Origin of the sequence: Micromonospora sp. HK10 (assembly GCF_000982955.1) — a bacterium.
Lineage (GTDB): Bacteria > Actinomycetota > Actinomycetes > Mycobacteriales > Micromonosporaceae > Micromonospora.
The window spans coordinates 66,251-92,109 of the sequence record NZ_KQ058772.1 but is presented as its reverse complement, the minus strand read 5'-3'; the positions used below and the strand labels follow the sequence as shown (position 1 = coordinate 92,109).

Sequence of the window (25,859 nt, the reverse complement as noted above, 5' to 3'; positions counted from 1 at the left end):
GGGGGCAGCTGCGGAGGCTGCTAGGGGAAGGTCAGCGCGGCACCACCCGCTCGGCGGCCCACTCCCGCCAGCCGGCCAGCCGGTCCGCGGCGGTCGCGAGCTGGTCGGCCACCGGGCCGGGGCCGGTGGAGCCGGGCGTGATCCGGGCGGCCAGCGCCGACCGCACCGAGAGCACGTCCCGCACCGACGGGCCCAGATGCGCGCTGATCGCGGCCAGGTCGTCATCGGTGACCTCGTCGAGGGCGCAGTCCCGGGCCGCGCAGAGCGCCACCAGCTTGCCGGTGATCTCGTGCGCCTCGCGGAACGGCACGCCGCGCAGCACCAGCCAGTCCGCCACCTCGGTGGCGAGCGAGTAGCCGGTCGGCGCGTCGGCGACCAGCCGGTCGACCCGGACCGTCATCGTGGCGATCATCCCGGCCAGCGCCGGCAGCAGCAGCTCCAGGGTATCGACCGCGTCGAAGGCCGGCTCCTTGTCCTCCTGCATGTCCCGGTCGTACGCCATCGGCAGGCCCTTGAGCATGGTGAGCACGCTCATCAGCCCGCCCACCAGCCGACCCGACTTGCCCCGGGCCAGCTCGGCGATGTCCGCGTTCTTCTTCTGCGGCATGATCGACGATCCGGTGGCGAAGGAGTCGTCCAGCTCCACCCAGCCGAACTGCTGCGAGGTCCAGAGCACCACCTCCTCGCCGAGCCGGGACAGGTGCACCCCGATCATCGCGGTGACGAAGAGGAACTCGGCGACGAAGTCCCGGTCGGCGACCGCGTCCATGGAGTTGGCGAAGGAGGTACGGAAGCCCAGTTCCTTGGCCACCACCACCGGGTCCAGCGGCAGGCCGGAGCCGGCCAGCGCGCCCGCGCCGAGCGGGCTGATCGCGGTGCGGTGGTCCCAGTCGCGCAGCCGCTCCAGGTCCCGCAGCAACGGCTGCACGTGGGCGAGCAGCCAGTGCCCGAAGGTGACCGGCTGGGCGTGCTGGAGGTGGGTCATGCCGGGCGCCGCGGTGTCCACGTGCCGCTCCGCCTGCTCCACCAGCGCCTCGGCCAGCTCGACCAGCCGGGCCGCCACGCCCCGGGCGTGGTCGCGCAGGTAGAGCCGCAGGTCGGTGGCGACCTGGTCGTTGCGGGAGCGGCCGGCGCGCAGCTTGCCGCCCAGGGTGCCGAGCCGCTCCAGCAGGCCCCGCTCCAGAGCGGTGTGCACGTCCTCGTCGTCGACGGTGGGACGGAACTCCCCGGAGGCGCAGGCGGCCTCCAGGTCGTCCAGCGCGGCCAGCATCCGCCCCAGCTCATCGGGGTCGAGCAGGCCCGCGCCGGCCAGGACCCGGGCGTGCGCCCGGGAACCGGCGATGTCGTACGGGGCCAGGCGCCAGTCGAACTGGACGCTCACCGACAGCCGGGCGAGCGCCTCGGCGGGACCGCCGGCGAACCGGCCACCCCAGAGGCTCGTCCGGTTGGTGGCGGCGCTGTTCTCGGTCAGGCTCTTGTCGTCCACCCCACCCATTGTGGCAGCGTTCACCTTTCACTCCCGACTGCGGGGCCCACTCGTTGAGCTCGCTCATTCGTCACGGTCAGCAGCCGCCCAGCCGGGCGTCCCGCGCGGCGGCCATCCTGCTGGGCAGGCCCCAGAGCCGCACGAAACCCTTGGCCAGGGACTGGTCGAAGGTGTCCCCGGTGTCGTAGGTGGCCATGCCGAAGTCGTAGAGGCTGGCCTCGGAACGCCGCCCGGTGACGGTGGCCCGGCCACCGTGCAGGGTGAGCCGGACCTCGCCGCAGACGTGCCGCTGGGCGTCGTCGATGAAGGCGTCGAGGGACCTCTTCAGCGGCGAGAACCAGAGGCCGTCGTAGACCAGCTCGCCCCAGCGCTGCTCGACGCCGCGCTTGAACCGGGCCAGGTCCCGCTCGACGGTGACCGCCTCCAGCTCCCGGTGGGCGGTGATCAGGGCGATCGCGCCGGGCGCCTCGTACACCTCGCGGCTCTTGATCCCGACCAGCCGGTCCTCGACCATGTCGAGCCGGCCCACGCCCTGCGCGCCGGCCCGCCGGTTCAGCTCCAGGATCGCCTGGTACGGGGTGACCGTCTCGCCGTCGATCGCGACCGGCACGCCGGCGTCGAAGGTGATGACCACCTCGTCGGCGTCGCGTTCCTGCGCCGGATCGGCGGTGTACGCGTAGAGCTCCTCGACCGGCCCGTGCCAGATGTCCTCGAGGAAGCCGGTCTCGACGGCCCGCCCCCACAGGTTCTGGTCGATCGAGTACGGCGACCGGGCCGTCACGTCGATCGGCAGGCCCCTCTCCTCGGCGAAGGCGATGGCCTTGTCCCGGGTCCAGGCGAAGTCCCGGGCCGGGGCGATGATCTTCAGGTCGGGGGCGAGCGCGCCCAGCCCGACCTCGGAGCGGACCTGGTCGTTGCCCTTGCCGGTGCAGCCGTGCGACACGATCGTGCCGCCGTGCTGCCGCGCGGCCGCCACCAGGTGCTTCACGATCAGCGGCCGGGACAGCGCGGAGACCAGCGGGTAGCGGTCCATGTAGAGGGCGTTGGCCCGCACGGCCGGCAGGCAGTAGTCGGCGGCGAACTCGTCGCGCGCGTCCACCACCTCGGACTCGACGGCGCCGCAGTCCAGGGCGCGCTGCCGGACGACGGTCAGGTCCTCGCCGCCCTGGCCGAGGTCGACCGCGACCGCGACGACCTCGGCGCCAGTCTGCTCGGCCAGGTACGGGATGGCGACGGAGGTGTCCAGACCCCCGGAATAGGCCAGCACGACCCGCTCGGTCATGGTGTGGTGTTCCCTTCGACGGTTTCTCCCCGGCGGGCCCACCCGGCGAGCTTGTCGCCGAGCGCCGCCCCACCGTCGGCCTCACGGGCCACCACGAGGATGGTGTCGTCGCCGGCGATGGTGCCGACGATCTCGGACAGGCCCGCCCGGTCCAACGCGCTGGCCAGGTACTGGGCCGCGCCCGGCGGGGTGCGCAACACGGCGATGTTGCCGCTGGAGTCGACCCCGTTGAGCAGCTCGTGCAGCAGCCGGACCAGCCGGGCCGGGGCGGCCTCGGCCTCCCGCAGCGGCCGGTGGCCGTCCTCCGGGATCAGGTAGACGCCCCGCCCGTCGCCGCCGCGCGCGGTGACCGCGCCCAACTCCTTGAGGTCCCGGGAGAGGGTGGCCTGGGTGACCTGGATGCCGTCACCGGCGAGCAGGTCGGCCAGCTCGGTCTGCGAGTGGACGGCCTGGTCACGGATCAGCTCGACGATGCGGGCGTGCCGGGCGGCACGGGTCAGCGGGGCGGTCATGGTGTGGATGCCTCCAGGAGAAACGTCAGCAGCGCCTTCTGGGCGTGCAGCCGATTCTCCGCCTGGTCGAAGACCGCGCTCTGCGGCCCGTCCAGCACCCCGTCGGTGATCTCCTCGCCCCGGTGGGCGGGCAGGCAGTGCAGCACGATGGCATCCGGCGCGGCGTGGCCGAGCAGCGCCTCGTTCACCTGGTACGGCAGGAACGGGGTGATCCGATCGAGGCCGTCGGACTCCTGCCCCATCGAGGTCCAGGTGTCGGTGGCCAGCACGTGCGCGCCCCGGGCCGCCTCCGCCGGGTCGGTGAGCGCCCGGACCGAGCCACCCATGCCGGCGGCGATCTTCTCGGCGCGGGCCACGATCTCCGGGTCGGGCTGGAAGCCGGCCGGCCCGGCGACCCGCACGTGCATGCCGGCGCTCGCCCCGGCCAGCAGGTACGAGTGGGCCACGTTGTTCGCCGCGTCCCCCACGTACGCCAGGGTGCGCCCGGCGGTGGCGCCGAACCGCTCGCGGACGGTGAGCAGGTCGGCCAGGAGCTGGCACGGGTGGTAGGTGTCGGTGAGCGCGTTGATCACCGGCACGGTGGCGTGCGAGGCGACCTCGGCGATCCGGTCGTCGCCGTGGGTGCGCAGCACGATGGCCGCGACGTACCGGGAGAGCACCCGGCCGGCGTCCGCGAGGGTCTCGCCCCGCCCGAAGTGGGTGACCTGGGTGTCGACCACCAACGGGTGGCCGCCCAGCTCGGCGATGCCGGCGTCGAAGGAGATCCGGGTGCGCAGGCTCTGCTTGTCGAAGAGCACGGCCACCGACCGCGGCCCGGTGAGCGGCTGGTACGCGAACCGGTCGGCCTTCATCCGGGCGGCCAGGTCGAGCACGGTGGACTGCTCGGCGGGCGACAGGTCGTCGTCGCGCAGGAAGTGGCGGATCATGCGGGAGCCTCCGTCGGGGTCGTAGCGTCGCTGGCGGGCGCCGCGATGCCTGCGGGCACGGCGGTGCCAGCGGGACGGCCGGGCACAGCGGCCCCGGCGGACGCCGTGTCGTCGGTGGGAACAGCGGCGCCCAGCGCCGCCGGCAGGGCGGCGAGGAACGCGTCGGCCTGCGCCATCGTGAGGATCAGCGGTGGGGCGAGCCGGAGCACGTCCGGCTGCACCGGGTTGACCAGGAAACCCGCCTCGCGCAGCGCGGCCGCCGCGGCACCGGACACCGGCTGGTCGAGCACGATGCCGATCAGCAGGCCGGCGCCGCGTACCCCGCTGACCAGCGGGTGGCCCAGCGCCTCGACGCCGCGGCGCAGCCGCTCCCCGATCCGCTTGACGTGGTCGAGCAGCCCTTCGCTGGCGATGGTCGAGATGACCGCGAGGGCCGCGGCGCAGCTGACCGGGTTGCCGCCGAAGGTGGTGCCGTGCGAGCCGGGCGCCAGCAGCTCGGCGGCCCGGCCGAAGGCCAGGCAGGCACCGATCGGCAGGCCGCCGCCGAGCCCCTTGGCCAGGGTGACCACGTCCGGCTCGACGCCCTCGGCCTGGTGGGCGAACCAGTGGCCGGTGCGGCCCACGCCGGTCTGCACCTCGTCGAGCACCAGCAGCGCGCCGTGCGCCGCGGTGATCCGTCGGGCCTCGGCGAGGTAGCCGGGCGGCGGGACGACGACGCCGTTCTCGCCCTGGATCGGCTCCAGGATCACCATGGCGGTGGCGTCCGTGACCGCCTCGACGAGGGCGGCGACGTCGCCGTACGGCACGTGGCTGACGTCGCCGGGCAGCGGGCGGAACGGGTCGGCCTTGGCGGGCTGGCCGGTCAACGCCAGCGCGCCCATGGTCCGGCCGTGGAAGCCGCCCTGGGTGGCCACCACATGCCGGCGCCCGGTGAGCCGGGAGAGCTTGAAGGCGGCCTCGTTCGCCTCGGCGCCGGAGTTGGCGAGGAACACCCGGCCGGGGCGGCCGGCGAGGGCCAGCAGCAGCTCGGCCAGGGCCACCGGCGGCTCGGCAACGAACAGGTTGGACACGTGGCCGAGGGTGGCCACCTGCCGGGAGACAGCGGCCACCACGGCCGGGTGGGCGTGGCCCAGGGCGTTGACCGCGATGCCGCCGAGCAGGTCGACGTACTCCCGGCCGGCCTCGTCGACCACGACGGCGCCGGAGCCGGCGACCAGCGCCAGCGGCGGCGTGCCGTAGTTGTCCATCATGGCCGCGCCCCAGCGCTCGACCAGTGTGCTCATGATCCGACCGTGCCTTCCGTCGTCTCGGCCGGATCGCGCGCGGGCTCGCCGCCCACGACCATCGTGCCGAACCCTTCCGAGGTGAAGACCTCGAGCAGCGTGGAGTGGGCGACCCGGCCGTCGACGACGTGCGCGGCGGGCACTCCCCCGCACACGGCCCGCAGACAGGCCTCCATCTTGGGGACCATCCCCGACTCCAGGGACGGCAGCAGCTTCGCCAGGTCGTCGGTGGTGATCTCGCTGACCAGGCTGGCCGTGTCGGGCCAGTCGGCGTACAGGCCGGCCACGTCGGTGAGCACGACCAGCTTGCGGGCGTCGAGGGCCACGGCGAGCGCGGCGGCGGCGGTGTCCGCGTTGAGGTTGTGCAGCACCCCGTCCGCGTCCGGCGCCACGGTGGAGATCACCGGGATCCGGCCGGCCGCGATCAGGTCGGCCACCGCCGAGACGTCCACCGACTCCACGTCGCCGACCTGCCCGACGTCGACCGGCTCCCCGTCCACGTAGGCCGGGCGACGCACGGCCGTGAACAGGCCGGCGTCCTCGCCGGAGAGGCCGACCGCGAACGGCCCGTACGCGTTGATCAACCCGACCAGTTCCCGGCCGACCTGACCCACCAGGACCATCCGGACCACGTCCATCGCCTCGGGAGTGGTGACCCGCAGGCCGCCCTTGAACTCGCTGGCGATGCCGAGCCGACCGAGCATCGCGGAGATCTGCGGTCCGCCGCCGTGCACGACGACCGGCTTGAGGCCGGCGTACCGGAGGAAGACCATGTCGGCGGCGAAGGCCCGCTGCAACGCGGGGTCGACCATGGCGTTGCCGCCGTACTTGACCACAACGGTGGCCCCGGAGAACCGGGCCAGCCAGGGCAGCGCCTCGATCAGCGTCTCCGCCTTGGCCTGGGCCCGGCTGAGGTCTGCGGTAAGACTCATGTCGAGTACGCCGAGTTCTCGTGCACGTACGCGTGCGACAGGTCGTTGGTCCAGATGGTCGCCGCCGCGTTGCCGGCGTGCAGGTCGATCCGGATGGTCACGTCCCGGCCGGTGAGGTCGACCTTGGCGCGGTCCTCGGCGGCGGTCCCGCCCCGGCAGACCCAGACCCCGTTGACCGCGACGTCCACGCCGTCCGGTTCGAACGCGGCGGCGGTGGTGCCGACCGCGGCGAGGATCCGTCCCCAGTTCGGGTCGTTGCCGAACAGCGCGGTCTTGACCAGGTTGCTGCGGGCCACCGCGCGGCCCACCTCGATGGCGTCGTCCTCGTGGGCCGCGCCGACCACGTCGATGGCGATCTGCTTGGTGGCGCCCTCGGCGTCGGCGATCAGTTGCTGGGCCAGGTCGTGGCAGGCGGCGGTGAGCACGGCGGCCAGTTCCGCCTCGGTCGGCTCGATGCCGGACGCGCCGCTGGCCAGCAGCAGCACCGTGTCGTTGGTGGACATGCAGCCGTCGGAGTCGATCCGGTCGAAGGTGACCCGGGTGGCCGCGCGCAGCGCGGCGTCCAGCAGCTCCGGCCCGGCCACCGCGTCGGTGGTGAGCACGCAGAGCATGGTGGCCAGGGCCGGGGCGAGCATGCCGGCACCCTTGGCCATGCCGCCGACGGTCCAGCCGCTGCCCTGGGCCACGGTGGTCTTCGGCCGGGTGTCGGTGGTCATGATCGCCTCGGCCGCCGGGTGGCCGCCGTCGCGGGACAGGCCGCGCACCGCGCCGCGTACGCCCGGCAGGAGCTTGTCCATCGGGAGGCGCTCGCCGATCAGCCCGGTGGAGCAGACCGCCACGTCGCCCGCGCCGACCATGAGCCGGGGGCTGCCGGCGGTGAGCACGGCGGCGGTGTGTTCGGCGGTGGCGTGGGTGTCCTGGAAGCCGGCCGGCCCGGTGCAGGCGTTCGCGCCGCCGGAGTTGAGTACCACGGCGCGGACCACGCCGCCGTGGACGACCTGCTGGGTCCAGAGCACCGGGGCGGCCTTGACCCGGTTGTCGGTGAAGACGCCGGCAACCCCGGCGTCGGGCCCGTCGTTGACGACCAGGGCCACGTCGCGGGCGCCGCCGGACTTGAGCCCGGCGGCGACGCCGGCGGCCCGGAAGCCGCGGGGGGCGGTGACGGTCACGGTGCGGTCCTTTCGGTCGCGCCGGCGGGGCCACGCCGCGCGGTCACGGTGCGATCCCCCAGCCGGAGAGGCCGGTGGTCTCGGGGAGGCCGGACATCAGGTTGGCGTTCTGCACGGCCTGGCCGGCCGCGCCCTTGCCCAGGTTGTCGAGCGCGCTGACCACGATCACCCGGCCGGAGTCGGCGTCCACGGTGGCCTGGAGGTGGCAGGAGTTGGCGCCGGCGGTGGCGGCCGTGTGCGGCCAGGCGCCCTCGGGGAGCACGTGCACGAACGGCTCGTCGGCGTACGCGCTCGCCAGCACCGCGCGCGGGTCGGCGTCGCCGGTGGGCCGGGCGGTGACGGTGGCCAGGATGCCGCGCGGCATGGGCGCGAGGACCGGGGTGAAGGAGAGGCCGGTCGCCCCGCTGGCCTGCTTGATCTCCGGCACGTGCTGGTGCGCGCCGACCTTGTAGGGGGACAGGTCGCCCATCACCTCGCTGCCGAGCAGGTGCGCCTTGGCGGCCCGGCCGGCGCCGGAGGTGCCGGAGGCGGCGACCACCACCACGTCGGCGGGGTGGACCGCGCCGGCGGCGATCAGCGGGGCGAGGGCCAGGGTGGTGGCGACCGCGTAGCACCCGGTGTTGGCGACCCGGGTGGCGGCGGCGATCGCGGCCCGCTGGCCCGGCAGCTCGGGCAGCCCGTAGGTCCACCTGCCGGCGTGCTCGCCGCCGTAGTAGCGGGCCCAGGCGGCGGCGTCGGCGAGCCGGTGGTCGGCGCCGAGGTCGACCACCTTGACGGTGCCGGGCAGGGCCGCGGCGAGGGCCGCCGACTGGCCGTGCGGCAGGGCCAGGAAGACCAGGTCCGCGTCGGCCAGGGCGGCCGGCTCGGTCGCCCCGAAGACCAGGTCCAGCCCGGTGAGCTGCGGGTGTACGGCAGCGACGGGCTGGCCGGCCGACGCGTGCGCGGTGGCGGCCACCAGGTCGAACTCGGGATGCCCGGCGAGCAGCCGGAGCAACTCGCCGCCGGCGTACCCGCTGGCACCGGCGACCGCGACCCGGATACCCATACCCACCTCCGCATGACTATGCAGAGCAGACTAGCAGCGAAGCCCCACCCCCTGCAAGTTCATGCACCCGACTGCATGAACTTGGCGTCCGGCCCTCACGCCCTGTTGATCAAGGAGTTTGCGTCGGGTCCTGCGCCGCCTCCGACGCAAACTCCTTGGTCAACAAGGGTGGGCGGGGCGGCCGGGTGCCGGGACGATCCATCCGGTTGGTTGGCCTCATTCGCCGGCCGGCGGGCCGGCGCGATCACCGTTGGTGCGGCGGCGCGCCAGGTGACCGGCCAGGGCCGCCAGCACCAGCGCCTCGGCGACCAGGACGGTGATCGCCCAGCCAGGGCTCAGCCAGTGGGCCAGCGTGCCGTACCAGTAGCGCACCAGCAGGGTCAGCACGGTGATCGCGAAGACCAGCGAGGTCAGGCCGTAGAGGGCGTAGACGGCCCGATCCCGGGGCCGGTAGCCGCGCACCGCGCCCGGGCCGCGGCGCAGCAGCCGGCCGTAGAACCGGTAGGTGTCGGTGCGCAGGTCGGCCAGGTTCAACGCGTGACTGAGCATGTAGTAGCCGTCGAGCCGGAGGAAGGGCACCAGGTTCAACGCGGCGGTCGCGGTGCCGAAGAGCAGCATCGTGCCGGCCAGGTCGTACAGGGCGCCGCGCGGCGTACCCCAGATCCGGACGGCGGCGAACGGCACCAGCGCCAGCATGCTCACGAACACCCCGGCGAAGGCGGTGGCGACGCGCCGGCGCGGACTGAACAGCACGATGTCGTCGACCTTGCAGTACGGGGCGAGCAGCGGGAAACGCCACATCACCCCGATCTCGGTGCCACGCCCGCCGAAGTGCCGGCAGGTCAGGCCGTGCGCGCACTCGTGCAGCAGGACGATCAGCCAGGTGATCACCACCGAGGCGAGGATCGCGGCCAGCGGCCGGTCGCCCCGGCCGACCACGCCGGCCAGCTCCGGCAGGTGGGTCGCGACGTAGCCGGCGACGGCCACCACGGCCAGCAGCGCCGGCACGACGAACCACCAGCTGAACAGCGGCGCCAGCCGGGGCAGCAACCGGTCGAAGAGCCGGTCCGGGTCGGCCAGCGGCAGCCGGGCCGACAGCGGGCCGCGGCGGCTGCGCGCCGCCCCCTCGGCGGCGGCCGAGGTGAGCCGGGCCAGGGCCGCCGGGTCGGTCGCGCCGTCGAGCAGTTGCCGCTGGTGCAGCATCCCGAACAGCTGCTGCCAGTTCTCCGGGCCGAGCCGGCGGCGGAACGCCGCGGCGTACTCGCCGGCCAGGTCGTCCAGGGTCCGGCTGCCGTCCATCCGGGACAGCAGGAAGTGCTCCCGCGGCCCGATCCGGTAGAACCAGCCGGTCTCCGGGTCCTTCACGTGGTGCACCAGCTTCTCGCCGCGCCACTGGCCGGGGCCGAGCACGACCCCGGCCCGCAGCCGGGGCCGGGTCCAGGTGGCGTCCACCGTCGTCATCGCGGGCCCGCCGGGGCCAGGTCGTCGCGCAGCGCGGTCCGCATCACGTACGACAGGTAGATCTCGTCGAGGATGCTCACCCCGAGCCGGTTGTTGGTCATGTGCACGTACGAGCTGAGCAGGATGGGCAGCGCGGCGTCGAGCTCCCGGACCGGGGTCGGTTCGGCACCGCCCCGCTGGAACACCAGCTCACCTTGCTCGACCGCCGCGACCACCCGGTCCCGCAGCTCACGGCAGTGCGCCGCCCAGCGCCCCTCCACGCCGGTCGGCCGCACCGCCGCGGCGCCCCGGGCGGCCCCCCGGATCTGCGCCAGCCGATCGCGCAGCGCCGCGTCCATCCGCCGGTAGCTGCCGTCGAAGCTGGCGTGGTAGTCGTCGCTCGGCTCGGCGTAGGAGACCTCCCAGAACCGGCGGTACTCGTCGAGGAAGTCGGCGATCCGCCCGTCGTCGGTCAGGAAGACCGCGCACATCATCATGGTCAGCTGCGCGGAGAGGCCGAGCAGCACCGGCCGGACGTGCACGTTGGTGGTGGCCAGCAGGTCCAGCACCACGTCGCTGGAGTGCTCGAAGTGCCACTCCGCCAGCTCGATCCCGGCCGGGCCGCCGTAGCGGCCGTACTCCCGCTCGTACGGGATGTGGTGGTAACTGTTGTTGGCCCGCATCGGCATCACCCCGTCGGGGCCGTACTCCTCGTCCCACCGCTGCTGGCCGTACTCGGCGAGGAACATCTGCTTGTACAGCTCGCCCAGTCCGTCGCTGTCCACCTCGTAGAGCGCGGGACGGCGGCGCAGGAACGCCTCGATCGCCGCGTCCACCCGGACCCGCACCACGGCCGGGTCCACCCCCGGCGCGGGCAGCACCCGCAGCCGCACGTGCGGACCCTCCATCCAGTACTTGATGAAGAAGTAACGGCTGATCAGTCCCTCGGCCCGCAACTCGTCCACCAGCGGCCGGACCCCCTCGACGAGCATCGGGTTGGCGTTGCTGGCGTAGAAGACGTGGACGCTGAGCCAGTCGTGCGCGACCGGGGAGGGAAAGTCGGTCACGAGGGCACCACCTTTCCGGCGCGCACGCCGTTGAGCTCGACGGTCAGTTCGGTGACGTGGGTGCCGCCCGGCCCGCGCAACACCTGCTCGTCGCGGTCCGGCAGCATCTCGGTGAGCACCAGCCGGCTGCCCGCGCCGCGCCCGGTGGCCTCCAGCAGTTGCAGGCAGAAGTGGCTGTCGAAGTCGACGTAGAGCGGCTTGTGCTCCGGCCGGCCGGCCGGCTGGGCGGGACCGTCGTCGGCCGCCGGGGTGAGCCGGCTGCCCTCCGGGGTGGCGAAGACCCGCCGGGGCAGGCCGTTGTCGCGGCGCCACCGCTGCCAACCCAGGAACCACTCGGCGTCGCCGCAGTCGGGGGTACGCGGCGGCGGCAGGTGGTCCGGGTGCAGCTTCCACATCCGCCGTTGCAGCACCAGGTCGCCGTGCACGATGCGCGGGTACCCGGCGATCCCGTGCCCGGGCAGCGGCACCGTGGTCCCCGCCCACAGGTCCGGCTGCGCCATGCCCAGATAGGCGAAGGTGAGCAGCACCTGCTGCACCTCGGGCAGCGCCATCGGCAGCAGGAAACCCAGGTAGACGGGGATCACCTCGGCGTCGAGCCGACGCGAGCGCAGCAGCAGCCGGTCGGCCACCGGGTCGTGCTCGACGCTGAGGTCGTCCATGTGGATCTGCTCGGCCGCCGGCCGGAAACTGATCTCACCCGGGCAGACCAGCTCGTACGGGGTGACCGCCGGGTGCAGGTTCAGGTTGGTGGCGTCGTAGCCGCCCTTCAGCTCGGCGAGCACCGCGCCCGGCGGCGCGAGCCGGGCCAACTCGGCGCGGAGCGCCCCGGCCAGGTCCTGGTCGGCGAAGAGATGCGCGAACCGGGAGAAGAGCAGGGTCATCCCGGAGTAGATCCGGTTGACCACCACCCGGTGCCGGTCGCCCTGGTCGGCGATCTGCAGGAAGAACGACCGCGGGTCGAGCGTGCCCAGGGTGTCCGGCACCATGGCGGCCACGGCGGTCATGAAGTCGCCGTCCAGGCGCAGCTCCTCGGCGTCGGCCGGCAGCCGGTCGTACGCCTCGTTCATCCGCCGGGCGACCTCGATCCGGGCGTCGTCCAGCGCGGTGATCTCCGGCTGCCGGAACCAGTTCTCCTGCCGCACGTAGCGGTTGTCGGCGTCGAACGCCCGGCGGCGCATCATCCGCCCGCTGTAGTGCTCGAAGAAGTCCTGCTGGAACTCGTGGGCGAAGGTGAGCAGGTCGTCGCAGCGGCCACCGGCGCCGTGCCGGGCCACGAAGAAGCCCTTGGTGGCCAGCCGGCGCGGCAGGTTGATGTCGAACACCGGCATGATCCGGGCCAGCGCCCGCAGGCCGGGCAGCACCTCCCGCTCCCACCGGTCCCGGTCGGCGGTGACCGGTGCCCGGGTCACCAGGGTGGCGTCCTCGTAGAGCAGGGTGCGCGGGGTCGGCACGTCGGCGCGGCCCAGCTCGGTGTGGGCCGCGACCAGCTCCCGGCGGATGTCGGCGAGCGCGGCGCGCCGCCCGGCCAGATCGCGCTCCGGGTAGCCGGTGGCGAGCCGGTTGGCGGTGTCCACCCGCTCGGCGAGCCGGTCGGCCCAGTCGCGGCCGATCTCCCGCAGCGCCCGCCGGTAACCGTCGACCGGGTCGTCGGCGTGGATGTCCAGGTGCAGGTTGGGCACCACGAGCAGGCCCACCCGCAGCAGGTGGTGCAGGTACTGCTCGATCTCGGCGGCCGGCCGGCCGTCGGTGGCCAACTCGGCGACCAGGTCCGCCATCCGGCGCACCCGGCCGCCGGCGAGCGCGGCCAGGATGTCGTGCAGGACCCGGCCGGTGGGCAGCACGAACAGCGACTCGTGGATCGACTCCAGGGTGATCGCCGCCTCGCCGTCCTCCGAGCTGGTGCGGCGCCGGCGCAGGTAGCGCAGCCGGCCGCGCTCGATGCGCCAGCCAGTGGTGACGGTGACCGGCAGGTCCGCGCGGAGCGTCTCGTCGGCGAGGACCACCGCCGACAGCCGGCCCAGCGCGGCCAGGTTGAGCCGGGCCGCCCCCCGCTTCGCGTCCCCGGTGCGGCCGGTGGCCGGCACCACGTGCAGCAGCGGGCCGGCGTGCGGGGCGAAGGTGCCCACGTTGACCGTGGTGAGCCGGCTGAACGGGCTGGTCTTGCAGGCGGTACGCAGCGCGTACTCCAGCAGCGACCGCTCCACCCGCCGGGCCCGCTTGCCGAGCCGGCCGGGCGCGGCCAGGTAGGTGGGCAGGTACTGGTCCAGCGACGGCGAGGCGAGCAGGATGCCGCCGCGCAGGTCCGGGTCGTCGGCCAGGTCGCGCAGCACCTCCCGGCGGTCGGCCAGCTCCGCGGCCAGCACCGCCGCCCCGCCGGCCAACTCCCGGCGGTAGGCCGCGAAGGTGTCCAGCCAGTCCACCAGCAGCCGGTGAGTGCCGTCGCCGAGCGGGCCGGCCGGCCAGGCCGCCGGGTCGGCGGGGTCGGGGCGGCGCAGGTTCCACACGTCCCGGCGCAGCCGGATCAGCCGCCGCCGCAGCCGGTCGTCGTCGAGGTTGCGGGCCACCGCCTCCTGCAACGCGTCGGCCAGCGGCGGCCCGGCCGCCCGCAGCCGATCCTCCAGGTCGAGGGTCCGGCGCGCCCACCCGGCGCTCTGGTCGAAGGCGAGCCGGTCGGCGACCTCCAGTGGCAGGCCGGCGGTACGCAGCATGAACACCTCCGGCATCCGCCAGGACACCTCGGTGACCGCTGGTGCGGGCAGGGACACCGTCACGGGTTGCTCCTTCGTCGATGCGGGCGGTGGGTCGTCGGTGCGGGCGGGGGTCACAGCCGGTAGACGACGTCGGCGACGTCCTCGGGGTGGTGGCCGAGCAGGACGAAGAGCACGGTCCGCTCGTCGCCGCCGGTCAGGCCGAGGGCGTCGTCCATGGCGACGTTGTCGAAGCCGAGCACCGCGCCGCAGCCGACCCGCTGGGCGGCGGCCGCGCAGTACGTCCGCTGCGCGACGGCGCCGATCTCGGCGTTGAGCAGGCGGTAGCCGCGCGGGCCGACCGCGTCGAGCACCGCGTCCAGCCGGCCGGAGATGGCCAGCACGGCACCGACCTGACCCATCGTGTAGTTGGTGAGGAAGTACTGCTGTTGCAGGAAGGCGGACATGCCCCCGGCCGGCTCGCCGGCGGCGGGCAGCAGCGCGTGCCGGCGCGGGCAGTAGGCGTACGTGCCGGTGGGCAGGCCGTCGACGTGGTTGGCGAAGACCCAGAGCCGGGTCAGCGGCGGCGCGTCGGCGGGCAGCCCGACGTCGGCCGGGTGGTGCCGGCCGGCGGTGGCGAAGGCCAGCGTGGTGCCCAACTCGGCGGCGGTCAGCTCGGGTGGCCGGCGGAACCGGCCGAAGCTGCTGGACCGGGTGGCCAGCACCGTCGACAGGGGACGCGCCAGCCGGTCCAGCAGCGGCGCGGGCAGCGCCACCGGCTCGCCCGGCAGGTCGCCGGGCGCCGCGGCGACCAGGGCGTCCGGGTCGGGTACGGCGGGGGCCGCCGCCGCCCGGTGCACCGCGGTCACCGCGGGGAACTCGCGCAGCCGGCGGGACCGTTCGAAGGCCCGGTGCCGGACCCGGGTCTCCGGCGCCGGCGCGGTCGCCCCGGTCGGCTCGGCGTCGGCCCAGCTCAGCGGCACGACGGCGAAGGCGCTCTCCCGCTCGCCGTCGAAGCCGAGCAGCCGGTCCACCGGGGCCGGGTCGAAGCCGAGCAGCCGGGGCAGCGGCACGCCGAGGCCCCGGGCGAGCAGGTCCCAGGAGCCGAGCAGGGCGCCCAGGTCCTGGGTGACCACGTGGTAGCAGAAGCTGTTGTACTTGAACGAGTTCTTCCAGAACCGGATGCTCGCCACCAGGAAGCTGTCCGCCGCGCCCGCCGCGTCGCCGACCGCGGCCCGGACGGTCCCGGCGACGTCGCCCAGCAGCAGGCGTTCCAGCACGTGCTGGCCGGTGTGGTAGTGGTAGACGCCGGGCAGCAGCGGCGCGGAGGCGCCGGCGACCAGGAAGATCTCGACCGGGTACATGCCGCCGCCGGAGGCGGTGCCGCGACCCCAGACGGCGTGCTCGAAGTGGGTCCGTTTCGCCAGGTCCTGGTTCCAGTTCACGGTCAGCCGCCGGTCGAGTACCCCGTAGGAGAGCCGCAGCAGCGTCGCCAGGGCGGGCAGCGTCCAGCCGCCGGCCGGCGGCCGGCCCGCGCCGGTGAACAGGTCGCGCAGCGTGGGCAGCGGCGGCCCGTCCAGCGGCAGCGGCAGCCGCGGGGCGTCCGGGTAGCTGAGGTGCCGGGAGGGCTGGTCGGCCCAGTCGACCTCGTAGTTGAGCGGTTCCATCGGGGTCCGCGCCCGGCGGAACACCGCCTCCGCGTACTCCCGGACGACCGTGCGGGCCTCCTGCTGCATGCGCTGCTCCTACGGGAAGGGGTGCGGGTGGGGGTTGCGGCCGGTGGCACCGAGCCGGTCGGGGCCACGGGCGCCCCGGGCCAGGTGCCGCGCCAGCCGGTCGCTCCAGAGCACCCGCTGGCGCTGCCAGCCGAAGTCGATGGGGACCAGGGCGGGCGCCACCACGGCCATCGTGTGCACGCCGGCCACCTCCTGCTCCGGGCAGGTCTGGTCGACCGCGACCACGTCCCCGCCCAGGCCGGCGATCAGGCCGCACAGGTACTCCATGTCGGCGCGCAGGTCGTCGTGGGTCGGCCGGCTCGCCAGCCAGTCGCCGTACAGGTCGGTCATCGACCGCAGCGGCGGGTCGTCGAAGAGGAACGCGGCGTGCCGGGTCATCTCCGGCAGGCCGTAGAGCAGGGCGTGGTGGCTCAGCTCGGTGACCTTGGTGTAGTCCCGGATCATGTCGCGCAGCTCCGGCTCGCTGGCGGCGACCCGCTCGTCGAAGCCGGGCACGTAGGACGCGGTCTCGCAGACCGCCGCGCGGACCGCGTCGTCGGGGTCGAGGCTGGCGCCGGCGGCGAAGCAGAGCTGGCCGAGTCCGTCGCCGCGCTTGACCGCCACCGCGGTGACCACCGGCACCGGCAGGTCGGCCCGGGTGTCGAAGAGCCGGATGTCGTACCCGAGCAGGTCGACCCGGTCGAGCATGAAGTGCACCCGCTCGTCGCGGCAGGTGGCCGGGTCGATCTCGGCGAGCCGGGCCGACCCGTACCAGGCGAGCAGGAAGGCGTCCCGCTCGACCAGTTCGAGCATGCCGTGCAGCAGCGCCTCCTCCGGGCAGCTGCCGCTGGCGCAGCCGTTGGAGCACTCCTGGACGAACTTGCGGTGGTCGGTGCGCCGGTCCAGGTAGTAGACGAGCTGCTCGGGCACCAGCCGGGGCGCCCGGTCGCGCAGCGACCAGCCCCACACCCAGGGCATCGGCGCGTCCGGCGCGTACGGCTGGTAGTAGAGCCCGTGGCCCTGGTAGAAGGCCGGGTGGTAGCCGAGGCCGACCGGGTCCAGCGCGTCCGGGGCGAGGTTGGCGTAGCTGTCGAAGACCGTGGTCCGGCGCGCCCGGGGGAATTGGCCGGCGTACCGCTCCAACCCCTCCAGCAGCGCGTACGTCTCGCTGCCGCCGTAGCTGTTGGCGTGCCCGCTCCACCACATCTCGTGCAGGTCGTAGCGGCTGCGGATGCGGAAGTAGCCGGTCACCGGCGCGGTCGCCGTGGCGTTGTAGGCGCGCAGCGCGCCGCCGCCCAGCGCCCCGGCGACCGGGTTGGCCAGCGCGGCGACCGGCAGGTCCAGCTCCCCGGCCGAGCGCAGCCGGTACGCGTCGGGGTCGGGCTTGGGCCGGCTGGTGAGCGGAATGACGGCCGCCGCCGCGCTGTCCGGGCGGGGACGCGCGCAGGCCGGGCACTCGGAGTCGGCCAGTACCTCGACGACGGTGGTCTCCAGGGTGTCCATGCGCAGCTGGCGTAGCCGGCCGACGCCGGGCCGGGCCGGCTGGGGCCGGCTGGCGTCCAGCAGGAGCTGCCACAGCGCGTCGATCGCGAACGGCGTCAGGTGCGGCAGGGCGGCGACCGTGCCGACCCGGGCCTGGTGTTCCAGGGCATGCCGCTCCTCGCGGACCCGGATGGCCTGCCAGCGGCGCTGGGTGCAGAGCGGGCACGGCCCGGGCCGCTCACCGTCGGCCTCGGTGCCGGAGTCGGCGGCCCCGGCATCGGTGGCGGCCCCGGAGTCGGTGCCGGTGGCGGTGTTCGTCCACCGTGGCCCGACCAGGGCGGTCGCACCGTGCAGCCAGATCGGCACCACGGTGCCGGTCAGGTCCTCCCCGCCGTCGGCGTACGCGTCGGTGACGCCGAGGGCGGCGATCCGGACCGTGATCCCGTGCAGCGGCCCGTCCGGGTCGGCCGGCTGCCGGGTCCGGTCCTGGAATCGCTCGTGGAACGCCTCGCCGAGCTGTTTGAGGCTGCTGTCCCACCCCGTGGAGGTGGTCCGGACATCGACGATCATGCGGTTCACCTGTCTGCGCTCGCGGACTGGGCGGGTTGCTGGGCTACCGGTGCCCCGCCGGCGTGGCTCGCCGGCGGGGACGGTAAGGCGGTGGGCTGGCTCACCCGCCGCCGCATCCGGTGCTGGTGCTGCTGCTGCAGCAGCTCGAAGTGCTGCAGCTGCAGCAGCTGGAGCAGGAGCAGCTGGAGCTGGACCAGTCCATGACCATCGCGTCGATCGCGTCGACGTCCTCGATCTCGAACGTCTCCGTCTCCAGCGCGCGCAGTTCCTCAGTCAGTTCCGGCATTTCCTTCCACCTCCCCTCTGGTCGGTCAGGGGCCACGGTGCCGGCCGGCCGTCCGGAGCGACCGACGGCGCCGGGCTCAGCTGGTGCTGCTGCAACTCGACGAGGTGCAGCTGCAACAACTGGACGTGCTGCAGCTGGAACAGCTCGACGTGCTCGTGCTGCTGCTGCAGATGTCCATGAGGTCGGCGGACAGATCAGCGATGTCCTCGACCTCGAACGTCTCGGTCTGCAGGTCGCGCAGCTCGCTGCGGACCGAGTCGGACAGCACGCCGGATGTCGGGGGTTGTGTGGGCACAGGCCTCTCCTTGAGCCGCGTTTCGAGCCGGTCGTCGGTGGTCTGCGCGCACCACCACGGTGGTTGCGGAGGCACGCAGGGGCTACTCGCCGGTGTCGGCCGGCGGCGGATGGTGCGGTTCGTGCGCGTCCCACCGGGGACCGGAAATCGTCAGCGTCGGGGGCAACCCCGTCCACCCGGTCAGCCGCAGCTGGAGGTGCTGGTGCTGGTGCTGCAGCAGCTCGAGGTGCTGCAGCTGCAGCAGCTGGAGCAGGAGCAGCTGGAGCTGGTGGCGGCGAGCGCCTCGCCGCCGTCCTCGACCTCCTCGATCTCGAAGGTCTCGGTCTCCAGCTCGCGGAGCTCGTCGTTCAGGGTGATCGGCATGTTTCCACCTCCTCTCGTGGTGCGTGCCTCGCCGAAACCACTGACGTGGTGGCTCAGTCGGCCGCCGGGGCGGGCCGGCGCAGCAGGACGACCCCGCTGCGGAAGGCCCCGGTGGCCCGGACGTCCCGGGTGGTCGTCTCGACCAGCAGCGCGCTCATTCCCCGCCGTGCCAGCGCGGCCAGCACGGCGGCCCGGTCGGTGGCCGCACCGGCCGGGACGGCGGGGCCGGCGGTCGCGGCGAGCGCCGCCGGGTCGAGGTCACGCAGCACCGGGTCGCCGAGGTCGGCGACCGCGTCCTCGAAGTGCCGCACCTGGGCCCGGCCGACCACGTCGCGGACCGCCGCGAGCCGGGTGGCGACCGGGTCGTACCCGCCGGCCAGTGCCCAGTCCGGGTCGTCGCCACCGGGCGAGGCGGCCACCGCGAGCACCGCGTGGGCGGGCTCGGCGCCGGTCAGGGCGTACACCGACAGCCGGCGGCCGAACCGGTGGGCGGCCTTGACCACGAAGGCCGTGTCGTCGTCGGCGACCAGCGCCTCCTCCCCGACCGGCCGGGCCTCGGCCCGGCCGCGCAGGGCGGCGAGCAGCGCGTGGTAGGCGAGCGCGTCGGCCAGTGCCCGGTCAATCATCTCGTCCGGGGAGCCGCCGGCGGCGGCGCCCGCCACGGTCGGCTCGGCCCACCCGTCGGCGTTGTACGCGGAGGTCGGCAGGGCCACGGCCGCCGGCACCAGGACCCGGTCCGCCCCGCCCAGCACGGTCGCCGGCAGCCAGGGGACGCGCCGGGTGTCGGCGTCGGGCGGGGCGGCGGTCGGCACCAGCTCCCGCCAGGGCACCGGGTGTTCGCCCCGCTCGCGCAGCTCGGCCGCTGAGGCGGTCACCGCCGCGGCCGGGTCGGCGTGGCGGGCGGCGTGGTCCCGGACGGCCGCGCGGTAGGCGGCGAGCCGGGCGCCCATCACGGTGTGCACGTCGAAGGCGGTCACCTCGCGGGGGCCGCGCCGGCCGGGCAGCCGGAGCCGGGCGGTCTTCAGTGGCGCCTGCTCCAGCGGGTCGTCGACGAACCGGGTGAACACCCCGGCGTTGGGGGTCACCAGCGCCTCGGCCCGCTGGTAGGTCTCGTCGTCGGAGGCGGGTGGCGGCGCCGGCTCGGTCACCGCCACCTCCCGGCAGACCGGGCACGCCGGGTGCGGCAGCACCCGCTCCCGGGTGGACTCCAGGGTGGCCGGGTCGAGCAGCAGCACCCCGCCGGCGGTGTCCGGCGCGACGGCGCCGGTGAGCGCCCGGAACAGCTCGAAGGCGGCGGCGTTGCCGAGCATCCGGGCGGTCACCTCGGGCAGCGCCGCCGGCGGTCCGCCGAGCGCGAGGTGGCGCCAGAACTCCGCGGCCACGGCCGGGTCCGCGGCGGCCGCCAGCCGCAGCTGGGCGCAGTGCCAGCAGGGGGTACGCCCGGCCGCGACGGTCGGGCCGACCACCGCCCGGTCACCGTCCCAGGTCACCGGCACCAGCAGCGGCCCGTCCCGGTGGGCGGCGCGAGCCAGCTCGGCCAGCCGGGCCAGGCCGTCCGGGCCGGCGCAGCAGAGCACCGCGTCCACGGTGGACAGCTCCGGCGGGCCGCCGGGGAAGCGCACCTGCGCGACCAGCCCGTCGGCGTCCAGTTCCGCGAGCTCGGGGCGCAGCGCCTCGGCGTAGCCGGCCGGCCCGTCGTCGGGGTACAGGTCGAGCTGGACGCAGCCGTTGCGCAGCAGCCCGCTCGCGGCGGCGAGCAGCGCCGGTCCCCCGCCGCAGAGCGCCACCCGGGCGGCGTGGAAGCGGGCGAAGCGCCCGGTGGGGTCGTCGGCGACGTGGTCGATGAACTCGATCTGGGCGGCGAAGCGGCGGGCCAGCGGCTCGGGCAGCGGGCTGCGGTCGCCGGCGTCCTTGGCGAAGCCGCGGGCCAGCAGGGCCTGGACCAGGGTGAGCACGGTGCGCCGCTGACCGGGGTCGAGGGCCGCGGTGAGCTGCGCGAGGGTGTGCTCGCCGGTCAGGTAGGGACTCAGCGACGTCAACCAGCGGAACGCCGATCTGCCCTTGATCAGGAAGGCATTGTCCGGCCCGCGCAGGTACGCCCCGGCCGGCGCGTCCAGAAAGACCACGTCGTGCCGCAGCTTGGGACGCATTTCCAGGTTTGTCGCACCGTCCGGCGGCTGGCTCATCCGACCCCCCATGACAACGACTTCGACCGTCTCGAAAGCGTCTTCATGCTGCCCAAGGTCATGTCATTCGTCAACAGATTGTTTCGAGCCGATCAGCCCCGTAAGCAAATTGATGTGCATTGAGCTGCGGTTAGGACAGAAAACGCGGCGAAGCCCCGACATCGGATCTTCCGCAGTCGATCGACCTCCGATACCCTGTGGGCGTCGACCACGCCACCGCAGGTCAGAGCGGCTGTGCCCGCCTCGGCGACGGCTGGTCGCCGAACGGCTGGCGATGCCGGCGCGATCACCGGGCCGGGGCCGGGACCATCACTTAACGTGTCCTAAAGCGAAGCTGAATTCGGGCCAAGGAAAATAACCCTGTGATGTGGTCGGGAATGCGAAGGGCGCCGAGATGAACGCGAAGGAAAATCCGATCGGTGGGCTCTCGGCGTGGCATCGGACGATTGCGGTGGCACGTTGAGGAATGACCGATTTGCCATTGAAGTTCATGAGGTGACCAAACGCTATCCCGGCGGCGTCACCGCGGTGGACGGCCTTGACCTGCGCGTGCACGAGGGCGAGGTGCTCGGCTTCCTCGGCCCCAACGGGGCCGGCAAGACCACCACGATGCGGATGCTGGTCGGGCTGGTCCGGCCGACGAGCGGCCGGATCCGGGTGCTCGGCCACCCGCCCGGCGCGCCGCGGGCACTCGCCCGGGTGGGCGCCCTGATCGAGTCGCCGGCGTTCTATCCGCACCTGTCCGGCCGGGACAACCTGCGGCTGGCCGCCCGCTACGCCGCCGTGCCGGACACCGCCGCCGACCGGGTGCTCGCCGAGGTGGGCCTGAGCGAGCGGGCCGACTCGCCGTTCCGCACCTACTCGCTGGGCATGAAACAGCGCCTCGGCGTGGCCGCCGCCCTGCTCAAGGAGCCCAGCCTGCTGATCCTCGACGAGCCGACCAACGGACTCGACCCGGCCGGGGTCAGCGACATCCGCGAGCTGCTGCGCGCGCTCGGCCGCGCCGGCCGCACCGTCCTGCTCTCCAGCCACGTGCTGGGCGAGGTGGAGCAGATCTGCGACCGGATCGTGGTCATCGACGAGGGCCGGCTGATCGCCGACGGCACCCCCGACGACCTGCGCGGCACGCTGGGGCAGACGGTGCTGCTGTTCGACGCCGACCCGCTCGACGCGGCCGCGACGTGCCTGCGCGGGCACCCGGGCGTCCGGGCCGTGGAGCCGGTGGACGGACGGCTGCGGGTGGTCACCGACCCGGCGCTGGCCGCCGAACTCAACCGGCGGCTGGTCCAGGCCGGCATCGACGTCCGGGAGCTGCGCCCCCTGCGGCACTCCCTGGAGGAGGCGTTCCTGGAACTGACCGCGCCCAGCCGGCAGCAGCCGGCGGAGCCGGCCACCACCACGGGAGGCACCCGATGATCGCAGCCGTCCGGGCGGCCTGGTTCGCCGACCGCAAACGCCCGGCCGTGTGGACGGTCGGCACGACCTGGCTCCTGCTCGCCCTCGCCTTCGGCATCGGGGTGCCCTACCTGGTGCACCTGGCGCTGGCCGGGGACCCGAAGGAGGCGGAGTCCGCCGAGTCCCTGCTCGCCGCCGTCCTGCCGGGCCAGCTGGTGCCGACCGGGATCGGGCTGTTCCCGCTCTTCGGGGGCGCCATCCTGGTGATCCTCGGCGCGCTGGTGGTGGGCAACGAATACCGCTGGGGGACCTGGAACCTGGTCTTCACCCAGCGCCCCCGGCGGGTGCAGGTGATGCTCGGGCAGGCGGTCGTGCTCTGCGGGCTGACCCTGCTGGTCGCCGTGCTCACCTTCGCGGCCCTGGCGGTCGCCACCGGCTCGCTGGCCGCGGCCGAGGGGCGCGCCGCCGACTGGCCGTCGGCCGGCCGGCTGCTGGCGGCGGTCGCGGCGGCCTGGTTGATCTGCACCGCGCACGCCGCGGTGGGCTGGTTCCTCGCCATCGCGTTCCGGGGCGCCACCACGGCGATCGCCGTCGGTCTGGTCTGGACGCTGGTCCTGGAGAACGCGGTCAGCGCGCTCGCCCTCGCGCTGAGCCCGCTGACCGTGGTGCAGAAGGTGCTGCTGGCCCCGAGTTCCGGCGCGCTCGCCGGCGCGCTGGGGGCCCGCTCCCAGTTCGACGGCGGCACCCCCGGAGTGCTGGAGTCGGCCAGCGCCGTGCTGCCGGTGGTGGTGCTGCTGGGCTACGTTCTGGTCATGTTTGGCGCGGGCAGCTGGCTGGCCGCCCGCCGGGACGTCGGCTGACGGGGCGGAGGGAGGCGTCGAGATGGATTTCCTGCTCGCCTTCGTGGTGACCGGGCTCGCCGCGTCGGGCGGCTGGATCGCCTGGGCCGCCGTGCGGGGCTGGGCGCGGGCCCGCGACCGGCGGCACGAGCTGCGGCTGGCCCGGGAGCGGGCGGCCGCCGAGATCCGGCGGGCCGAGCTGGCCGCCCAGGTCCGCGAGATCGAGCTGGCCAACGAGACCTACCAGGATTTCCGCCGCCGGCACCCGGACCGCTGAGCCGGTGGCGGACCGCCGCGAACGCGCCGGCCCGCCACCGGGGCGAGGTACGACCGTCAGGCGCCGCGCAGGGTGGCGCCGAACCGCTCCGCCGCCCGGGCCACCGCCGCGTCCCGGGCCGCCACCGCCTCCTCGACGGTGAGCGTGCGGTCCGGGGCCCGGAAGGTCAGCTTGTACGCCAGCGACCGGCGGCCCGCGCCGAGCTGCGCGGACGCGTACACGTCGAAGAGCCGGACGTCCTCCAGCAGCGTGCCGGCCCCCTCGACGAGGGCCCGCTCCACCTCGGCGGCCGGGACCGACTCGTCCACCACCAGGGCCACGTCGATGAGGGCGGGCGGGAAGGTGGAGATGGCCGGCCCGGCCACCAGCGGCGCGGCCGGCAGCGCGTCCAGGTTCAGCTCCATGGCGCTGGTCCGCCGGGGCAGCTCCAGCGTGGCCAGCACGTTCGGGTGCAGCTCGCCGGCGTACCCGACGGTGCTGCCGTCCACCAGCAGCTCGGCGCAGCGGCCGGGGTGCCAGGGGGCCCGCTCGGCGGCCCGGACGGTGACCTGCCCGGCGGGGATGCCGGCGGCGGCGAGCACCGCCCGGCCGGCCTCGACGGCGTCCGCCCAGCCGGCCGGGCGGCCCGCGCCCCACCAGCCGGCTGGGTCCAGCTCCCCGGTCAGCGCCACGGCGACGTGCCGCGGCTGGTCGGGCACCACCGCGTCGGCGCGGGCGAACTCCTCGTCCGTGGGGCGCCGGTCGACGCCCATGGCCGGCGGGGCGCCGGCGCCCGGACGCGGGTGGAAGACCACGCCGATCTCGTAGATCGCCACGTCCCGCTGACCCCGGCCGACGTTGCGCTTGAGGATGCCGAGCAGCGGGCCGAGCAGCGTGGTGCGCAGCAGCGGCTCCTCCTCGGACAGCGGGTTGGCCACCCGCACCGCCGGGCGGCGCGGGTCGTCGGCGGGCAGGCCGAGCTGGTCGGCCAGCTCGGTGGCGACGAACGGGTGCGCCAGCACCTCGACGTACCCGCGCTCGGCCAGCGACCGGGCCACCGACCGGCGGCGCTGCTGCTGCCAGGTCAGGCCCCGGCCGGGCGGCGCGGTGGGCAGCACCGACGGCACCCGGTCGTACCCGTCGAGGCGGACCACCTCCTCGACCAGGTCGGCCGGGTCGGTCAGGTCGGGCCGCCAGGTCGGCGGGGTCACGCTCAGCACCTCGGCACCGCCGGCCGCGACCCCGGCCTCACCGGGGTCCTCGCCGAGCCGGTCGCCGCCCCGGGTGACGGTGCAGCCGACGTGCTCCAGCAGCTCGACCACCCGCTCCGGCGGGTACGCCACACCGACCCGGCGCGACGGCAGGTCCACCGGCAGGGTCACCGGGGTACGCGGCCGCACGTGGTCGATGTCGAGAATCTCCGCACCGGCCGTCCCGCCGCCATGGGTGGTGAGCAACTGCACGGCGAACTCCAGCGCGACCAGCGGCAGCGCCGGGTCGACACCCCGCTCCCAGCGCTTCGCGGCCTCGCTGAACAGCTTGTGCCGGCGGGCGGTCCGGCCGACCATGGCCGGGTCCCAGTGCGCCGCCTCGAAGAGCACGTTCGTGGTGGTGGGGACGACCTCGCTGGTCTCGCCCCCCATCACCGCGGCCAGCGAGATCGGCCCGGTGTCGTCGCAGATCACCATGTCCTCGGCGGTCAGCGTGCGGTTCACCCCGTCCAAGGTGGTCAGCTTCTCCCCCGGCTCGGCGCGGCGCACCACCAGCGGACCGCTGATCCGGTCGGCGTCGAAGGCGTGCATCGGCTGGCCGAGGCAGAGCATCACGTAGTTGGTGATGTCGACCGGCAGCGAGATGCTGCGTACGCCCGCGACGGCGAGCCGCCGCACCATCCAGTCCGGCGTGGCCGCGGCCGGGTCGACGCCGCGCACCATCCGGGCCGCGAACCGGTCGCAGCCGACCGTGTCGCGCACCTCGACCGGGTACGCCGGCTCGGCCGTCGCCCCGGGGGCGGACCGCAGGCCGGGGTCCTGGAAGCCGACGTCGAGCGCGTGCGCCAACTCCCGGGCCAGGCCGCGCAGGCTCAGCGCGTACCCCCGGTCGGGGGTGATCTCCAGCTCGACCACCACGTCGTCGAGGCCGATCAGCGGGCGCGCGTCGTCGCCCGGCTTGGCCGGGAGGTGCTCGGGCAGCACGAGGATGCCCGAGTGGTCGTCGCCCAGGCCCAGCTCCCGGGCCGAGCAGATCATCCCGTTGGAGTTGCGCCCGTAGGTCTTGCGGGCGCCGATGTGGAAGTCGCCGGGCAGCACGCCGCCGGGGAGGATCACCACCACCCGGTCGCCCTGGGCGAAGTTGCGCGCCCCGCAGACGATCTCCTGCGGCTCGCCGGTGCCGTTGGCGGCCCCGACGTCCACCCGGCAGAACCGGATCGGCTTCTTGAAGCCGGTCAGCTCCTCGATCTCCAGGACCTCGCCGACCACCAGCGGGCCGGTGACGGACTGCCGCAGGTCCACCACGGACTCGACCTCGATGCCGAGGTCGACCAGCGCCCGCTCCAGGTCGCCGGCGGGCAGGTCGGCCGGGAGGTCCACGTACTCCCGCAGCCAACTGACAGAAACTCGCATGACTGTTAAACCACCGTCT

At 74.4% G+C, this 25,859-nt stretch carries 21 protein-coding genes; 3 read left to right on the top strand and 18 right to left on the bottom strand.

Annotated features, from left to right (window positions below):
• Positions 1–31 precede the first annotated feature (31 nt).
• The 17 genes from argH to LQ51_RS10890 form a co-directional block, all read right to left on the bottom strand.
• Complete coding sequence (gene argH / locus LQ51_RS10970; RefSeq protein WP_046564742.1) at positions 32–1,495, bottom strand: argininosuccinate lyase; 1,464 nt, start codon at positions 1,493–1,495, stop codon at positions 32–34.
• 67 nt (positions 1,496–1,562) lie between these two features.
• On the bottom strand, positions 1,563–2,768 hold the full coding sequence (locus LQ51_RS10965; protein WP_046564738.1) for an argininosuccinate synthase: 1,206 nt from the start codon (positions 2,766–2,768) through the stop codon (positions 1,563–1,565).
• Positions 2,765–3,280 (bottom strand): arginine repressor, encoded by a 516-nt coding sequence (locus LQ51_RS10960; protein ID WP_046564736.1) that lies wholly within the window; start codon positions 3,278–3,280, stop codon positions 2,765–2,767. The genes LQ51_RS10965 and LQ51_RS10960 overlap by 4 nt, the downstream gene beginning before the upstream one ends.
• Positions 3,277–4,206: an ornithine carbamoyltransferase gene (gene argF / locus LQ51_RS10955; RefSeq protein WP_046564734.1), complete on the bottom strand. Its 930-nt coding sequence runs from the start codon at positions 4,204–4,206 to the stop codon at positions 3,277–3,279. Before argF ends, LQ51_RS10960 begins: the two co-directional genes overlap by 4 nt.
• Positions 4,203–5,489 carry an acetylornithine transaminase gene (locus tag LQ51_RS10950; protein WP_046564732.1) on the bottom strand — a complete coding sequence of 429 codons (1,287 nt, stop codon included), beginning with the start codon at positions 5,487–5,489 and terminating at the stop codon, positions 4,203–4,205. Before LQ51_RS10950 ends, argF begins: the two co-directional genes overlap by 4 nt.
• Entirely contained in the window at positions 5,486–6,421 is a 936-nt protein-coding gene (gene argB, locus LQ51_RS10945; protein WP_046564730.1) for an acetylglutamate kinase, read from the bottom strand. The genes LQ51_RS10950 and argB overlap by 4 nt, the downstream gene beginning before the upstream one ends.
• Positions 6,418–7,590, bottom strand: coding sequence for a bifunctional glutamate N-acetyltransferase/amino-acid acetyltransferase ArgJ (argJ, locus tag LQ51_RS10940; protein ID WP_046564728.1), 1,173 nt, complete (start codon positions 7,588–7,590; stop codon positions 6,418–6,420). Before argJ ends, argB begins: the two co-directional genes overlap by 4 nt.
• Positions 7,591–7,633: 43 nt before the next feature.
• Positions 7,634–8,635 (bottom strand): N-acetyl-gamma-glutamyl-phosphate reductase, encoded by a 1,002-nt coding sequence (argC, locus tag LQ51_RS10935; protein WP_046564726.1) that lies wholly within the window; start codon positions 8,633–8,635, stop codon positions 7,634–7,636.
• A 216-nt stretch (positions 8,636–8,851) separates the two neighbouring features.
• Entirely contained in the window at positions 8,852–10,096 is a 1,245-nt protein-coding gene (locus LQ51_RS10930; protein WP_052744814.1) for a M50 family metallopeptidase, read from the bottom strand.
• Entirely contained in the window at positions 10,093–11,142 is a 1,050-nt protein-coding gene (locus LQ51_RS10925) for a thiopeptide-type bacteriocin biosynthesis protein (protein ID WP_046564724.1), read from the bottom strand. Before LQ51_RS10925 ends, LQ51_RS10930 begins: the two co-directional genes overlap by 4 nt.
• Positions 11,139–13,913, bottom strand: coding sequence for a lantibiotic dehydratase (locus tag LQ51_RS10920; protein WP_052744813.1), 2,775 nt, complete (start codon positions 13,911–13,913; stop codon positions 11,139–11,141). The genes LQ51_RS10925 and LQ51_RS10920 overlap by 4 nt, the downstream gene beginning before the upstream one ends.
• Before the next feature lie 50 nt (positions 13,914–13,963).
• On the bottom strand, positions 13,964–15,565 hold the full coding sequence (locus LQ51_RS10915) for a SagB family peptide dehydrogenase (RefSeq protein WP_046564721.1): 1,602 nt from the start codon (positions 15,563–15,565) through the stop codon (positions 13,964–13,966).
• A gap of 9 nt (positions 15,566–15,574) precedes the next feature.
• Positions 15,575–17,596: a TOMM precursor leader peptide-binding protein gene (locus tag LQ51_RS10910; RefSeq protein WP_156313034.1), complete on the bottom strand. Its 2,022-nt coding sequence runs from the start codon at positions 17,594–17,596 to the stop codon at positions 15,575–15,577.
• 100 nt (positions 17,597–17,696) lie between these two features.
• Positions 17,697–17,882, bottom strand: a complete 186-nt coding sequence (locus tag LQ51_RS10905; protein ID WP_046564718.1) for a thiazolylpeptide-type bacteriocin — start codon at positions 17,880–17,882, stop codon at positions 17,697–17,699.
• A 76-nt stretch (positions 17,883–17,958) separates the two neighbouring features.
• The gene (locus tag LQ51_RS10900) at positions 17,959–18,177 is read right to left on the bottom strand and encodes a thiazolylpeptide-type bacteriocin (RefSeq protein WP_231605700.1); all 219 of its coding nucleotides are present in this window, start codon (positions 18,175–18,177) and stop codon (positions 17,959–17,961) included.
• Positions 18,178–18,357: 180 nt separating this feature from the next.
• Positions 18,358–18,540, bottom strand: coding sequence for a hypothetical protein (locus LQ51_RS10895; RefSeq protein ID WP_046564715.1), 183 nt, complete (start codon positions 18,538–18,540; stop codon positions 18,358–18,360).
• A 53-nt stretch (positions 18,541–18,593) separates the two neighbouring features.
• Entirely contained in the window at positions 18,594–20,690 is a 2,097-nt protein-coding gene (locus LQ51_RS10890; RefSeq protein WP_046564713.1) for a TOMM precursor leader peptide-binding protein, read from the bottom strand.
• 531 nt (positions 20,691–21,221) lie between these two features.
• Between LQ51_RS10890 and LQ51_RS10885 the strand changes: the two genes are divergently transcribed.
• Genes LQ51_RS10885 through LQ51_RS10875 form a run of 3 tightly spaced genes read left to right on the top strand, consistent with a single transcriptional unit; the run spans position 21,222 to position 23,237 of the window.
• Positions 21,222–22,142 carry an ABC transporter ATP-binding protein gene (locus LQ51_RS10885; RefSeq protein WP_231605699.1) on the top strand — a complete coding sequence of 307 codons (921 nt, stop codon included), beginning with the start codon at positions 21,222–21,224 and terminating at the stop codon, positions 22,140–22,142.
• Entirely contained in the window at positions 22,139–22,981 is an 843-nt protein-coding gene (locus LQ51_RS31170; protein WP_052744811.1) for an ABC transporter permease subunit, read from the top strand. Before LQ51_RS10885 ends, LQ51_RS31170 begins: the two co-directional genes overlap by 4 nt.
• A gap of 22 nt (positions 22,982–23,003) precedes the next feature.
• On the top strand, positions 23,004–23,237 hold the full coding sequence (locus tag LQ51_RS10875) for a hypothetical protein (protein ID WP_046564703.1): 234 nt from the start codon (positions 23,004–23,006) through the stop codon (positions 23,235–23,237).
• Between the two features lie 56 nt (positions 23,238–23,293).
• Here LQ51_RS10875 and pheT read toward each other — a convergent pair whose 3' ends face one another.
• Positions 23,294–25,840 carry a phenylalanine--tRNA ligase subunit beta gene (gene pheT, locus LQ51_RS10870; RefSeq protein ID WP_046564695.1) on the bottom strand — a complete coding sequence of 849 codons (2,547 nt, stop codon included), beginning with the start codon at positions 25,838–25,840 and terminating at the stop codon, positions 23,294–23,296.
• Positions 25,841–25,859: the final 19 nt, after the last annotated feature.

Bases quoted from the DNA above. Each gene is read 5' to 3' on its own strand.
- LQ51_RS10895 (WP_046564715.1), bottom strand. From the start codon at position 18,540: ATGCCGATCACCCTGAACGACGAGCTCCGCGAGCTGGAGACCGAGACC.
- LQ51_RS10930 (WP_052744814.1), bottom strand. From the start codon at position 10,096: ATGACGACGGTGGACGCCACCTGGACCCGGCCCCGGCTGCGGGCCGGG.
- LQ51_RS10910 (WP_156313034.1), bottom strand. From the start codon at position 17,596: ATGATCGTCGATGTCCGGACCACCTCCACGGGGTGGGACAGCAGCCTC.
- LQ51_RS10950 (WP_046564732.1), bottom strand. From the start codon at position 5,489: ATGAGCACACTGGTCGAGCGCTGGGGCGCGGCCATGATGGACAACTAC.
- LQ51_RS10965 (WP_046564738.1), bottom strand. From the start codon at position 2,768: ATGACCGAGCGGGTCGTGCTGGCCTATTCCGGGGGTCTGGACACCTCC.
- pheT (WP_046564695.1), bottom strand. From the start codon at position 25,840: ATGCGAGTTTCTGTCAGTTGGCTGCGGGAGTACGTGGACCTCCCGGCC.
- argF (WP_046564734.1), bottom strand. From the start codon at position 4,206: ATGATCCGCCACTTCCTGCGCGACGACGACCTGTCGCCCGCCGAGCAG.
- LQ51_RS10905 (WP_046564718.1), bottom strand. From the start codon at position 17,882: ATGCCGGAACTGACTGAGGAACTGCGCGCGCTGGAGACGGAGACGTTC.
- LQ51_RS31170 (WP_052744811.1), top strand. From the start codon at position 22,139: ATGATCGCAGCCGTCCGGGCGGCCTGGTTCGCCGACCGCAAACGCCCG.
- LQ51_RS10890 (WP_046564713.1), bottom strand. From the start codon at position 20,690: ATGCGTCCCAAGCTGCGGCACGACGTGGTCTTTCTGGACGCGCCGGCC.
- LQ51_RS10875 (WP_046564703.1), top strand. From the start codon at position 23,004: ATGGATTTCCTGCTCGCCTTCGTGGTGACCGGGCTCGCCGCGTCGGGC.
- LQ51_RS10960 (WP_046564736.1), bottom strand. From the start codon at position 3,280: ATGACCGCCCCGCTGACCCGTGCCGCCCGGCACGCCCGCATCGTCGAG.
- argC (WP_046564726.1), bottom strand. From the start codon at position 8,635: ATGGGTATCCGGGTCGCGGTCGCCGGTGCCAGCGGGTACGCCGGCGGC.
- argH (WP_046564742.1), bottom strand. From the start codon at position 1,495: ATGGGTGGGGTGGACGACAAGAGCCTGACCGAGAACAGCGCCGCCACC.
- LQ51_RS10915 (WP_046564721.1), bottom strand. From the start codon at position 15,565: ATGCAGCAGGAGGCCCGCACGGTCGTCCGGGAGTACGCGGAGGCGGTG.
- argB (WP_046564730.1), bottom strand. From the start codon at position 6,421: ATGAGTCTTACCGCAGACCTCAGCCGGGCCCAGGCCAAGGCGGAGACG.